The following is a 12,741-nucleotide window of genomic DNA, read 5'->3' as shown; positions in this document are numbered from 1 at the left end:
ATTCATCAGCATAGAAGGCTGCAATGTACTACTTCCTAAAGGCTATGCACGAGGATGATATTCCGCGTGTCCAAGAAATTGAGCGCCAAAGTTTTTCAGCGCCATGGTCGGCCAATACCTATCGTCGTGAATTAAGTTCGCCTGCGACCAGCCGCTATATTGTGGCGCGTTCTAGCCCAAGCTTGCCGCCCGATGAGCCAATTATGCCGTATGTGCCACGGCGCTCGTTGCTCCAGACCTTGCTGCCGTCGGTGTTTACCAAGCCGCAGCCAGTCAGCCCGTTTCCCTTGGTGGGTTATGCTGGCTTGTGGTTGATGGTCGATGAAGGCCATATCACCACGATTGCCGTGGCTCCCTCGCAGCGCGGCCAAGGCCTCGGCGAGTTGCTGCTGAATGGCTTGATCGATCAAGGTATCGATATGGGGGCAACCCGCCTGACCTTAGAAGTGCGGATTTCAAATGAATCGGCGCAAAAGCTCTATTTGAAATATGGCTTCGAGCCAAGCGGCACGCGGGTGCGCTACTACACCGATAACGGCGAAGATGCCCTGATTATGTGGACTGATGTAATCACTGAGCCAAGCTATCAACACCGTTTGAGTGAGCTGCGCGAACGTTTGGCGTTACGCCTTCAGCGTCAGGCTGGGATGGTCGAATAGTCCTGTTGCACAAATGCTTGATGTTGGCTATGATGCATAAATTCATGGCTGATGACCCGCTGTGGTTGTCAGGTGCGGCGAGGGCGCTCTACCATCAACGAGGATGTTGGTCATTGTTCGCTGGTTCACATGGGACGGTGCCGTTTGTTATTAATGGTTGAGGTTGCTTCCACCGTCGAAGTGGCCTACCGAAGGAGCTTGCATGAAGATCGTCGTTGCAGGAACAGGCTTTGTGGGATTGCCCCACGCTGCGGTCTGCTCAGAATATGGTCATGAAGTCTATGCCTATGATATTGATACGAAGCGGATTGCGGCTTACAAAACCGCCAAGCGCGAAGAAATTGAAAAATATGTCAATGAGCCAGGCTTGGCCAGCATTATCCAAGAAAATATCAACCGTTCTCTGCATTTCATTGATGATCTTGAGCCGGTAATCGAAGGGGTCGATGCCTTTTTCTTGTGTTTGCCAACCCCGCCAAATCGCGATGGCTCCTCGAATTTGAGCTACTATTTCGATGCTGTCAATCATTTAGCGAAGTTGTTGGCTAAACGTGCTGATCAACGCCGCGTGGTGATTATCAATAAGAGCACAGTGCCAGTTGGCACTGGCCGCCAACTTGAGGAAGTGCTCAAAAGCCATAATGTGCCAAACGTGGGGATTGCCTCGAACCCTGAATTTTTGCCCGAAGGCAACGCGGTTGAAAAATCGCGCCATCCTGATCGGGTCGTGGTTGGGGCTGATACCGAGGAAGATTTCCGGATTTTGCGCCGGATCTACTCGCAATTTATCAACCATGTGCGAATTGCCTTTATCGAAACCACCCCTGAAACTGCTGAATCGATTAAGTATGTCGCCAATACCTTGTTGTTGACCTACATTTCATTCTGGAACGGGGTTGGCGGACGTTTGGCTGAATCGGTCTCAAATGTGCGCATGGAAGATCTCAAGCGTGGCGTAACCGCCGATACCCGCATTAGCAAATGGGGTTCGTTCGTCTCGAACGGCGCTGGTGGCTCGTGCTTTGGCAAAGACATTCAATCGTTGATCTATCAACTTAAGAGCCGCAACCAAAGCACCGATTTGCTCGAATCGGTCTATGAAATTAACGAATACCAAAAGACCTATTTGATCGATCGGGCAGCGGCCGAAGCTGGCGTGAAGTTTAACAATAAAGTTGTGGCATTGTTGGGCTTGGCCTTCAAACAACGCACCAACGATATGCGCGATGCCTCAGCCTTGAAAGTTGTCGAAAGCTTGCTTGGCCGTGGGGTCAAGGAAATTCGCGCCTACGACCCAATGGCCGAAGAAGAAGCCAAGCGCTTTTTCAACCCCGAACACAACCACTTGTTCGAGCGCATTAGCTACCACCCTTCGGCCAAAGCAGCGCTCGAAGGCAGCGATATGCTGTTTATCTCGACCGACTGGGAAGAATTCCGCGGACTTTCGAGCACCATTGAAAGCACCGTGCCAGCACCATACCTGATCATCGATGGTCGCCGCATGATTCCCGACTACAATGAGTTGGTCGAACGCGGCTATAGCTATTTGGCGGTTGGCTCACCCTACTTGAACAAATAGCGATTATTGTTGCTTCAGCCGCCCTTGATTGGTTAAGATCAAGGGCGGTTGGTTGTTTTAGCTGGTTCCTTAACCAATAGGTTTTTAACCAAGTATTGAACAGCGGCATTCATCAACGATCACCACCCTTCCGTCCCGCCTCAAGGCGGGAAACGCAGGGGGCTTTAATCCCCCTGCACCCCCTCAAGGGCAATTAGGAGTCATCAAGCATCCATCGATGAACCAGTGAATTGTTAGTTTGAAGTGGAACTCGATAAAAACCTATCCTTGAAAATAGGGTTGGGGGTGAGGGAACTATTAGCCCACGCTGCGCTGTTGATATTGCTGGGCTAGTTGCAAGACCTCGCTCAGCGACCATTGATCGTAGCCATACACCGCATATTTGCAAGCCACAATCGTACCATCAGGGGCAATCAGAAAATCGGCGGGTAAACCCAGCGGGTTCTGGCCTTTTTCGGGCATGCCCACGCCATGCTTGAATAGCCCTTTCAGCATTGGCAGCCATGATTTAGGGTGCAACACCGCCCAGATCGAGCTATCAACTCCAAAGGCTGCGTAGAGTTTTTTGGAGGGGTCGGCCACTAGGGCAAATGGAGCCTCGGCATGGCTCGCCAACATTGCAGTTTTTGATGAGTGAAATACCGCAATTTCTTGAATACCTGCCTTAGCTAGCGCCGCATGGCCCTGAATAAAGGCACGAATATGTAGATTGCACATTGGGCAGCCTGCAAAGCGCCGAAATTGCAGGTGAGTCAATTGCTGCGGGTGCGGAATGCTCAGCGCTTGATTGGCAATGCTGGTCAAATTGCGGGGATTAATCGTTTGGCCTGCTTGATAGCGTGGCATCGGCTTGCTCCTTGCTAATAGATTGGGTATAATGAATTATGTAGTGATTATTACAGAATAGTATAATAGGCCTAAGCAAAGAAAGCAAGAGGACTGTGATGTCTGCGCAAGAACTTCCATTAGCCAATAACCAACGACGTGGCCGACCACGCGAATTTGACCGAACCAATGCCTTGGAGTGTGCGATGCGCCAATTTTGGCAGCATGGCTACGAAACGCTCTCGATGGCTGATCTGACAACCTGTTTGGGAATTAATCCGCCTAGTTTGTATGCGGCCTTTGGTAGCAAGCAAGCCTTTTTTCTCGAAGCGATCGACCATTATCTGGCGACGCGTGGAGCCTACGTTTACGCCGTGCCTAGCGACCAAAGCTCGCCGCGAGCGATGTTGGCCCAACTGCTGCAACGAGCTGCTGAGGCCTTCAGCGATGCGGCTTATCCAGCGGGCTGTTTTGTGCTTTCTAGCATTGCCACAACTTACGATTCGCATGAAATTGAGCAAGCAATTGTGGATCGCTGCCAGCAACGTATGAGCAAAATCAACGAATTGGTAGAGTTGGGCGTGCAAACAGGCGAGCTGCCAGCTACGACTAACGCTGATGAATTAGCTCAATTTTTCATTTGTGTGCTACAAGGCATGTCGTTGCAAGCACGCTTGGGAGCCAGCACCAATCAACTCCAAGCGATTGTTGCGAATGCGCTGCAATTGTGGCCGCAAACCATGCGTTTGCGCTAGGCTAGTTTCTGGTACAATGCCTCTCCGGAGGTTCAACTGTGGAACGCACAACGCTTGCAAGTGCTCTAACCACAACGTCATCACCGTTTCCTTGGACGGTGAGCATTGTGATTCCAGCCTTTAATGAAGCCGCAACAATTGGCGGGGTGGTGCACGAGGTTCGCACACGCTACCCTGAACTTGAAATTATCGTGGTTGATGATCATTCTGCTGATGCAACCGTGGAAATTGCCACCGCTGCCGGAGCACGCGTGATCACCCGTCCTTATAACATTGGCAACGGTGCTGGGGTCAAAACTGGTGTTCGGGCTGCAACTGGCGAAATCGTGATTATTATGGATGGCGATGGCCAGCACAACCCCGCCGACATCGAACGCTTATTGAGCTATATCGGCGATTACGATATGGTGATTGGCGCTCGTTCGCGCTCAGGCCAAGAAAATTGGCTGCGTTGGTTGGGCAATAGCGCCTTGAATGGGCTTGGCTCGTATCTGACAGGCATGGAAATGCAAGATTTGACTTCAGGTTTTCGGGCGTTTCGCCGCTCAATTTTGCTTGATTATATTCATCTCTTGCCGAACCAATTTTCGTGGCCAACCACCAGCGCCTTGGCTTTTGCCAAAGCTGGCTACCACGTGCGCTTCGAGCCAATCGCCATGCAACGCCGCCAAGGTGGTCGCTCTAAGCAAAAGCTGCTGAAAAATGGCTTTAAATTTACAATCATCATCCTGCGGATTATCAGTTTGTTTAATCCGATTCGGGTGTTTATCCCGGTCAGCGGCTTTTTCTTTGTGCTATGTATTATTTCGTATGTGTTGGGAGCGCTGAACGATAATAATTGGTTGCATCTGCCGCCGACGGCGCTGTTTTGCTTGATTGCGACCATGTTTTTCTTTTGTTTTGGCTTGTTGGCCGAAACGATTGCAGCGCTGCGCTTTGAACGGATTCGCCAATGAAAAAACGAATTATCAATGGGCTTTTGACAGCCTTGGGTCCAGCGATCTTGATTTGGTTTCTGGCTACCAACGATCTTGCTAGCATTTGGAATGTGATTCGCACCACTGATCCTTGGTTGTTTGGTTGGTCGGTGGTCTTGGTATTGCCGTTTCTTTATTCCAAGGGCTGGCGCTGGCGCTTGATCTTGCAAGGCTGGAATATTGAAATTAGCCCATGGTTTGCTTCATTGCTTTATACCTTGGGCATTTTCGTTGGATCAGTTACGCCTGGGCAGGGCGGCGATGCGGTCAAGGCTTGGTATTTGCGTCGCGAAGGCCATCCACTGGGGCCAAGTTTGCTTTCAATCGTGGTTGATCGCTTCTTCGATGTGGCGATTATGGGGATTATTGCTGGCTCAGGCTTGTATTTCTACCGTACCTTTTTGCCTGGCAATGTGCAACTTTTGATTGTGGCTTCGCTCTTGGGCGTGGTGGTTGGTGTGGCGATTTTGGCGAGCGCTGGTTTGCGGCGTTGGTTTACGACCAAAGTTGTGCCAGTGGTTGTGCCTGCCAAATTACGCCAACTCGCGGTCAAAGCTGGCCTCAAAGATCGCGTGTTGCATATGCCGCTCAGCCGGATTGTGACCTTGGTTTTGTTCTCATTCGTGACCTTGGGCTGGACATTTATTCGACTGTATTTGCTGTTTTTGGCAACAGGGGTCAAGATTGATATTGGCCCGTATATGGCCATGATTGCGATTATCTCATTGGTCAGCGTGATTTCGATTGCTGGCATTGGCATTCGCGATGTGGTGATGATTTTGATTATGACCAACTTAGCTCAAACTGGCCAGATGGTGCCTGTGGCAGGTGGTAGCTTCACCAGCGACCAAGCGACCAGTTTGGCATTAGGCATTTCAACCCTGTTTTTGGTGTTGAATGTGATTAATGTGATGCTGGGCTTTTTAGTTTCGTTGCGCTACCCGCTGGGCGATGCTTTACTCAAAACCGATTTAGCCACGGTTGAAGAATAGTTGTGAGGAACTAGGGAGCAGAATTTTAGAACCGCGAAGAACACGAAGATCGCTAAGGCTGTTTTGTCATAGATTAGTATGGCTGGATTTTGAACCTGCTAGTCGATAAATAATAGTCCTTCGTGCTCTTCGTGGATCAAAACTGACCCCTGACCTCTAGCCCCTGATCCCTACTGATAACTCACATTATCCAGGCTAGGCATGGCAGCGATCCAGATTGGGCCGGCAGGAAAGACGATTTCGGCAGCGTTAGCAGCATAAAACCGTAACGGAGCTGATTCGGAATCCTTGCGCCAAGTAGCCTCTTGAAGCGAGCCATTGGCAAAAACCAACGCTCGGCCTTCGCCAATCACCTGCTGATCGATGCGACCTTTATCATCGCCGATAATTGGGGCTTCGACCACTTCCATCGTTACAATACTTTTGAAGGTTAGTTGCTCGCCACTGACTGCATCGATATGCGCTGTTCCACGGCGTAACCGTGCATATTCGTTCGTGTCAGCGTCGTAGCGCCAGCCCGCAGGATCTTCGGGATAGATGAAGAAGTAATCGATTGTGCTGATTGGCTCAGCTATCGCAGCCTCGGGCGCAAACAAATAGCCTACTTCGCTCACATCAGCTTGCGCACTACTGCTAGCCCGATCATCAACATATTGAGCAATTTCAGCAGCGCTGGTATACAAATTATGTGGAGCCTCACGCGCCAACGAGCGGCGTGAGTAATCGAAAATCTGGCGGCTTTCCAGGCTCACCAAATCGATATCAATCACCAAATCGTTAGCATCGGCGGCGAGGCGTTCTAAGCCTTCGGGGCTGCCACCAGCATGCGTATAGACTGCCCGAAAGCCCATAGCCCATTGCACAAAATAGAGCCGCGCCGAGCGAATCGGCCCCAAATCGCCTGCAACCTCGGCCAAATCGGGTGTGAAGACAGCCATATAGCGGGTTACGCCATATTCAGCCAAGGCCTCAAATACAATGGCTGCCTGATCGAGACCTGTTTGCGGGTATGCCGCTGGAAAGTTATCGATCATCGTGATATAGGGCCGTTGGGTTAGTGTGCCCCGTGCCATAGCAGGCCGCCCAGTCCGTGGGTCACTGCTGATGGGGGTTGCGGTTGGCTCAATGGTTGGGCTGGGTTGGGTTGTTGCCGTTGGTGCAGTCGTTGGGCTAGGTTGGGTTGTTGCGGTTGGGCTGGGTTGGGCTGGCACAGTGGCGGTTGGCGCTCCCGTGGTGCTACATGCTACCAACAAAAGCAATAAGCTAATCGAAAACCATCGACGCATACAAAAACTCCCTAACAACAATCCAATTGCAAGAATTGGAGCTGATCCTACGATGTGGGCGCTTGCTTATTTATGCCAAGACCATTGCGAAGGAATATAAATTGTGCCAAATTGTTCACCAATTGAGGCCGCATACACCCGTAAATTGTGTTTGCGATCGTGATGATCATACGGATGGGTCAAGGTATGGTCATACAACGCCACCGAAAGTTCATAGTTGCCTTCAAGCAACGGTAGATTTTCGATCTGATAATCAACATAGCCTTGTTCGGCGATTTGGGGAATTTCAAGCCCAGCAAAGCGCGAATTTGGCCCGTTGATGTGAAAGCCTGTGCGATGATGGATTGCCACGCCAAAGACCGGTTTTTCAATTGGTTGGTGGGCTTGATAGTGCATGCGAATGGTCAGAGCTTGGCCGGTGGTAGCGGTTTGAATCACTTCGCCAGCAGCATTCAACAATTCTACATTATAGATCTCAGCCTCACGACTGCCCCAGCGCCGAGCATCAAATTCGATTTCTTCTTCGGTCTTGGTTTCGATTTCAGTACTTGGTGCTTCTGGTTCAGGGTTTTCGGCGGCTTTTTCGGCCTCGATCCGCTCAGCATCACGTTGGTTGGTTTCGGCTAAATAATTGTCGATTGTTTCGGTGGGTGTGCTATCGGTCATTAAATTGCCATGATGAAACCACAAGGCCCGATCGCATAAGTCGCGCACTTGGCCCAAGGCATGCGAGACGAACAAAATCGTTTTGCCACGGCGTTTGAGTTGGTAAATCCGATCCAAGCATTTGCGCTGAAACAACTCATCGCCAACCGCGAGCACTTCGTCGGTGATCAAAATATCGGGATCGACGTTGATCGCCACGGCAAAGCCCAAGCGCATATACATCCCCGATGAATAGTGCTTGACGGGCATGTCGATAAATTCTTGCATCTCGGAGAAGCGAATGATCGCTGGCACTTTTTCGGCCATTTCGGCCCGATTGAAGCCGAGCAGCGAGCCATTCAAGAAGATATTTTCGCGGCCTGTTAGGTCGGGGTGGAAGCCTGAACCAAGCTCAAGCAAGGCCGAAACCCGGCCATCGACAATTACTTTGCCGCTGTTGGGCTGCAAAATACGGGTAATTAGCTTGAGTGTGGTCGATTTGCCTGAACCATTATGGCCAATTAGGCCAACCGTTTCGCCACGATTGATCGTAAAACTGACATCGCGTAACGCCCAAAAATCCTCGTCAGGCAGCACTTGCGGCTTGAATAAACCGGCGATCCGTTCCTGAATACTATTACGTCGATCACGTTTGATCGTAAAATGCTTGGAAACGTTCTCGAAAATAATCATCATTGCCTCGCTTAGAGTTCTTCGCCAAATCGGGCGCTGTAATGGTTGAACACATAGGCTCCGAAACACAGCACAATCAAGGCGGTCAGGCCAGTTCGGGCCACTCCATCGAGGCTGGGCAAGCCAGGCGTTGGATAATCGGGAATCGTCGTGACCCCACCATAGGCAATATCGCGATAGAAATCGACAATCGAGGCCATTGGATTGAGCCAACGCACCAGTTTGGCGTAATTAGCACTGGCAATATTATCTAAGGGATAAAATACTGGCGTGATAAAAAACCACAATTGCAACACAATCCCCATAATATGCGAAACATCGCGATAAAACACGATCACCGATGATAAGAATAAAATCATGCCCAAAATAAACATGCTTTCGATCACAATAATCACGGGCATCAATAAAAGCGTAGCTTTGATTGGTGCACCAGTGATGAACATAATCAAAAACATGATTGGCAAGGCCAACATAAAATTCACCAAATTGGAAATTAATGTGGTGATTGGCAGGATTTCACGCGGGAAATACACTTTTTTAACTAAATTAGCATTGCTGATGACGCTCATCATACCTTCAGCCATGCCGCCGATAAAGTAATTCCACGGTAATAACGCCACCATCAAGAAAATATGAAAATGGCGAATATTGGAATTCAGCAGCAAGCCAAAAATTAAATAGAAGATGGAAATCATCAACAATGGGTTGAGCAACGACCAAACATAGCCCAATGCCGAGTTTTTGTAGCGTGAACGTAAATCGCGCAGCACCAAGTTGCGAATGAGTTCACGATATTCCCACAGCTCGCGAACTTTATCGACGATGCCGATTGCTCGATCGGCCAGCACCAACAAAATCCCGCCAACGATCCCAACAACCAAAGCTAAACCAAATTTGAGCGCAAAATTTTGCGAACGGGCTTGAGTTGGCAAGATCGCCGCTTGTTTGATATACGCGGCACTGATTTGGCTATCATCTGATTGATAGCGCGGGTCGGAGTAGAGCACATCGGTCAAGATTGTGCCAATCAAACCACGGGCAGTTTTGAGATCGCGTGCCCGTTCGGCGGGTAAATCTGGTTGACGTAACTCAAACGCAATTTGATCAAAGCGCACTTCGAATGCCCGAATCAGATCGTTCAGATCTTCGGCGTTGATCGTTGGTAGATCAGTGCTGGCGTGCAGCGAAAAATCAAAGGCTTGCACGCCGATCAATTCGCGCAAGCGTCGCCCAAGTTCGTCGTTGGCAGGTTGATTTTTGAGTAATAAGCCTAGCTCATACTCCATCAAACGGCGCAAACTATCACGCCCACCAGCCGCGCGAATGTGCTGAATCAGCTTTTGGGCGGTGTAATCAGCGGCAGCTTGGGCATTTTCGGGCGAAGTGGCTTGAGCAGTCAGGATCAAGCTACCGTCAGCGGCGAGTGCGGCGCAGGCTGAGCCAAAGGTATTGCTGCCAAATTTGGGCAAAATGCTTTTGACTACATTGCGGCTAGCATCGCACAACTGATTTTGCAAAGTTTGCTCGGCCATAAAACTGCGATAGCGCTGGGTATCGAGCTGAATCGTTGCGCTGGCATCGTATTGAACCGTTTGAAAAAACAGAGTTGGCGCTGAAATCAGCAAGGTCATGCCAATCGTCAGTAACAACAAAAACCAATGAAAGCCGCCCAACCGACGACGTTGGCCATTTATGGTACGTGCGGCGTTGATGGTTTGAGCCATATCGTAATCTCCTCGGCGGAGTTTGCTGGTAAATCAAGAATCAGCCGATGGTTAGCCTGATCAAAATTGCCTTTATCGCTGCCAGTGCTCTCAGCCGGAAGCCGCAAGCTAAGCTGGGCTAAATCGAAACGACTGGGATTGGCGAGCTGAAGCCGAAGTTGATCAGGGGTTTGTTCGATGGTGAGTTGGAGCGTTTGGCGTGCTCGCCAGCGGTCGGCAATTTCCGGCACTGTGGCGATCCACGCTTGGGCTTCAACTGCCTGTTGAATTGCCGTTTGCCAAACGCCAATTTGCTCAGGGTTGTAAATTTCGTAATTATGGGCATAGATATCGATCACACCGCCGCTAGCGATGGCTTGCTGCAAGTAATTGGTTGCAGTCATAGCGGTTTGCGGGGTCAGGTAAACATCGGGCAAGGCAACCAGATCGTGGCCTGGCAATTGGCGCGGTTGCCACCAACGCCGATCGATCAACAAATGGCGATCATTCACACCACGTTGCACGTTGGTGGCATCAAGCACGCGGGTGCGCACGACGGTGCGAATACCTGCGGCTTGCAAGGTTTGCCAATGGGCTTCGGTCATGCCATCGCTGCCGCCATACGGGAAAGCTAAACTGCTGGCGGGCGCAATGCCTTGGCTGCTTGTCACTGCCTGCCACTCATTGCTATCGCTAGCTAACTCTTTGGCATGGGCAAAGCCAATGTACATATGGCTAAATGTATGACTTTCGATCGTTTGCTGAGCGTTTCGTAGCGGTTCAAGTAAATCGCCAAAATACCAGGCTGGATCGCTCTCGACCGTGCCATAGGGATCGTGGCTGAACCACGGCGTTTGTGACCAATCGATGGTTTGCCAACGGCGCGGCGTACTGGCAGCCCAAGCAAAGGTTGGGTCGTCCATCCAGGTGCGGCGCTCTTGGTTGCCGAATAAAAAATTATAGCCATTGCCAAACCATGTGCCGCGAATGTGATGCGGCGCAAACAAGTCCAGCAAATTGTATGTGCCTTGGCGAGCTTGTAAACCCAAGGTCGTGGCGCTGCTGATCGCATCGGTTGACAAACTGAGCGAGTGAATCGCCCCGCCCATGGCTGTTTCCCAATCGACACTAAAACTCACAGCAGCAATCGCGCCCTGCGGATAGGGTTCGATGTAAATGCCAGCCGCTGCCATACTCAAATTATCAAGATAAATTGGGTCATCAGAAAGCGCGTGGATTGAAATTGCTAGCCAAGCGGCTTGATTGGGGCTGGGTTCAGTTTCAACCAACACTGGAGTCCAGGTTGCTGCGCCTTGGCTATCGAAGCCCAGCAAAACTGGAGCTTGCTTATCGAGCCGAATATCATCGCCAGCAGTATCGACCCAATGCACCCAAACCTGAATTTGTGCGCCCAAACTGCTTCGCTGCGTGCCGGGATCGATCAGGGCTTGAAAGCCCAGTCGATAGCGCTGGCCTGCTTGGGCAGTTAAGCGTGGCGAACGGGCAAAACTATTGACCCCATACAACTGCAAGCTATATTGATCATCGAGCACATAGCCATTGGTGGTATCGGCGCGTTTGATGCCATTGCCCGACCAACCATCGGGAATCCCGTTATCGGCGGCGCTCTGCCAATCGGCATTAGCCAAAATATTGCCGCCTGTCCAGATGCGTGGCGAACGATCGGGGCGTAACCACTGAGCGATCAACAGGCTGCCAAGGCCCAACAAAGCCATGGTCAGAAGCAGAATGATCGAAGATTGGCGAAACCGCTGCATCAAAAGCCCTTCAAGCTAGTGCGTGTTCAACGCAATAGCGCATTTTAACACAGGGCTGGCGGCTTGACAAAAAATCAGGCTTCGACGATTTACTCAGCCAAGCCCAGCCACTCACGCTGCTGCACAAATATTTCTTCGGTCGAGCGAGGGCAAGCGAGCGCGGCGGCGTAGCCAGCGGGCGCACTGAGCGGCTGGACATGCCATTGAGCGACGGTGTTTTCGCGGTTCCATTCGAGGGCTTGGGCAATTTCTGGCTCGATCGAGACGGCAAAGCTGGAGAGTGGTAGCGACAAGCCCATTCCATGGGCTTTGATATAGGCTTCTTTGCGCGTCCAACAGCGAAAAAAGGCGGCGGTCTGATCATCAGCATTCAGCACTGCTTGGCGTTCGCTGGGGGCAAAATAATGCTGAGCAATCCCTGCCAAATCGTCAAGCTGGCGTTGTTCTTCGATATCCACGCCGATGGTGGCAAGTTGGCTGAGGCCAAGCATGCCGTAGTTGCCAGCATGTGAGAGGTTAAAGCTCAAATCGACATCGGCCAATAAGGGCTTGCCATAGTTGTTTTGGCTAAATTCGAGGCTGCTTGGGTCGCGGCCAAGGTATTCGGCCAAAATCAGGCGCATTGCTCCACGGCAAATCGTGTAGCGCACTTGATCATGCTCGAAGTGAAAGCGCAAGGCCCGCGCTTGCTCCTCGACGTTGAGCACAGCCCAAAAGCGGCTACGTTGGGGTCGCAGCCGCGTCAAATCAAGCAACCAAATGTCGATAGTGTTAGGGCTTAAGAGCATAGAACATAGGATCATTTGATCCACGAAGGACACGAAGCGCACGAAGAATGTTTAATTTTTT

11 protein-coding genes are annotated in these 12,741 nt (G+C 50.8%); 5 read left to right on the top strand and 6 right to left on the bottom strand.

Features of this window, described 5'->3' with window-relative positions; all coding sequences use genetic code 11:
- Positions 1-23: 23 nt before the first annotated feature.
- Both rimI and DEF47_RS05935 read left to right on the top strand, forming a co-directional pair.
- Complete coding sequence (rimI, locus tag DEF47_RS05940) at positions 24-659, top strand: ribosomal protein S18-alanine N-acetyltransferase (protein ID WP_012190675.1); 636 nt, start codon at positions 24-26, stop codon at positions 657-659.
- A 202-nt stretch (positions 660-861) separates the two neighbouring features.
- Entirely contained in the window at positions 862-2,238 is a 1,377-nt protein-coding gene (locus tag DEF47_RS05935) for a UDP-glucose dehydrogenase family protein (protein ID WP_012190674.1), read from the top strand.
- A 297-nt stretch (positions 2,239-2,535) separates the two neighbouring features.
- On the opposite strand, the gene DEF47_RS05930 is transcribed toward DEF47_RS05935, so the two are convergent.
- Entirely contained in the window at positions 2,536-3,084 is a 549-nt protein-coding gene (locus DEF47_RS05930; RefSeq protein ID WP_012190673.1) for a peroxiredoxin-like family protein, read from the bottom strand.
- Between the two features lie 98 nt (positions 3,085-3,182).
- Here DEF47_RS05930 and DEF47_RS05925 point away from each other — a divergent pair, with 98 nt between their 5' ends.
- The 3 genes from DEF47_RS05925 to DEF47_RS05915 are packed head-to-tail and all read left to right on the top strand — an operon-like array spanning position 3,183 to position 5,787.
- Positions 3,183-3,818: a TetR/AcrR family transcriptional regulator gene (locus DEF47_RS05925; protein ID WP_012190672.1), complete on the top strand. Its 636-nt coding sequence runs from the start codon at positions 3,183-3,185 to the stop codon at positions 3,816-3,818.
- Positions 3,819-3,856: 38 nt separating this feature from the next.
- Positions 3,857-4,774, top strand: a complete 918-nt coding sequence (locus DEF47_RS05920) for a glycosyltransferase family 2 protein (protein WP_012190671.1) — start codon at positions 3,857-3,859, stop codon at positions 4,772-4,774.
- Positions 4,771-5,787, top strand: a complete 1,017-nt coding sequence (locus DEF47_RS05915) for a lysylphosphatidylglycerol synthase transmembrane domain-containing protein (RefSeq protein WP_012190670.1) — start codon at positions 4,771-4,773, stop codon at positions 5,785-5,787. The genes DEF47_RS05920 and DEF47_RS05915 overlap by 4 nt, the downstream gene beginning before the upstream one ends.
- A gap of 170 nt (positions 5,788-5,957) precedes the next feature.
- Here DEF47_RS05915 and DEF47_RS05910 read toward each other — a convergent pair whose 3' ends face one another.
- From DEF47_RS05910 to DEF47_RS05890, 5 genes are all read right to left on the bottom strand, one after another.
- Complete coding sequence (locus tag DEF47_RS05910; RefSeq protein ID WP_012190669.1) at positions 5,958-7,073, bottom strand: DUF3048 domain-containing protein; 1,116 nt, start codon at positions 7,071-7,073, stop codon at positions 5,958-5,960.
- Between the two features lie 66 nt (positions 7,074-7,139).
- Complete coding sequence (locus DEF47_RS05905; RefSeq protein WP_041304593.1) at positions 7,140-8,414, bottom strand: ABC transporter ATP-binding protein; 1,275 nt, start codon at positions 8,412-8,414, stop codon at positions 7,140-7,142.
- Between the two features lie 8 nt (positions 8,415-8,422).
- Positions 8,423-10,135, bottom strand: a complete 1,713-nt coding sequence (locus tag DEF47_RS05900) for an ABC transporter permease (protein ID WP_012190667.1) — start codon at positions 10,133-10,135, stop codon at positions 8,423-8,425.
- Entirely contained in the window at positions 10,102-11,892 is a 1,791-nt protein-coding gene (locus DEF47_RS05895) for a polysaccharide deacetylase family protein (protein WP_012190666.1), read from the bottom strand. Before DEF47_RS05895 ends, DEF47_RS05900 begins: the two co-directional genes overlap by 34 nt.
- A gap of 89 nt (positions 11,893-11,981) precedes the next feature.
- Positions 11,982-12,680, bottom strand: coding sequence for a 4'-phosphopantetheinyl transferase family protein (locus DEF47_RS05890; RefSeq protein ID WP_287045027.1), 699 nt, complete (start codon positions 12,678-12,680; stop codon positions 11,982-11,984).
- Positions 12,681-12,741 lie beyond the last annotated feature (61 nt).

The organism is Herpetosiphon sp., assembly GCF_003512625.1.
GTDB classification, from domain to species: Bacteria; Chloroflexota; Chloroflexia; order Chloroflexales; family Herpetosiphonaceae; genus Herpetosiphon; species Herpetosiphon aurantiacus.
Note: the sequence above shows the minus strand (reverse complement) of the source record. Positions and strands in the feature narration are given on the sequence as shown.

Excerpts from the sequence above, each read along its gene's own strand:
- DEF47_RS05905 (WP_041304593.1), bottom strand. The coding sequence starts at position 8,414 with ATGATGATTATTTTCGAGAACGTTTCCAAGCATTTTACGATCAAACGT.
- DEF47_RS05935 (WP_012190674.1), top strand. The coding sequence starts at position 862 with ATGAAGATCGTCGTTGCAGGAACAGGCTTTGTGGGATTGCCCCACGCT.
- DEF47_RS05930 (WP_012190673.1), bottom strand. The coding sequence starts at position 3,084 with ATGCCACGCTATCAAGCAGGCCAAACGATTAATCCCCGCAATTTGACC.
- DEF47_RS05900 (WP_012190667.1), bottom strand. The coding sequence starts at position 10,135 with ATGGCTCAAACCATCAACGCCGCACGTACCATAAATGGCCAACGTCGT.
- DEF47_RS05910 (WP_012190669.1), bottom strand. The coding sequence starts at position 7,073 with ATGCGTCGATGGTTTTCGATTAGCTTATTGCTTTTGTTGGTAGCATGT.
- DEF47_RS05890 (WP_287045027.1), bottom strand. The coding sequence starts at position 12,680 with ATGCTCTTAAGCCCTAACACTATCGACATTTGGTTGCTTGATTTGACG.
- rimI (WP_012190675.1), top strand. The coding sequence starts at position 24 with ATGTACTACTTCCTAAAGGCTATGCACGAGGATGATATTCCGCGTGTC.
- DEF47_RS05925 (WP_012190672.1), top strand. The coding sequence starts at position 3,183 with ATGTCTGCGCAAGAACTTCCATTAGCCAATAACCAACGACGTGGCCGA.
- DEF47_RS05915 (WP_012190670.1), top strand. The coding sequence starts at position 4,771 with ATGAAAAAACGAATTATCAATGGGCTTTTGACAGCCTTGGGTCCAGCG.
- DEF47_RS05895 (WP_012190666.1), bottom strand. The coding sequence starts at position 11,892 with ATGCAGCGGTTTCGCCAATCTTCGATCATTCTGCTTCTGACCATGGCT.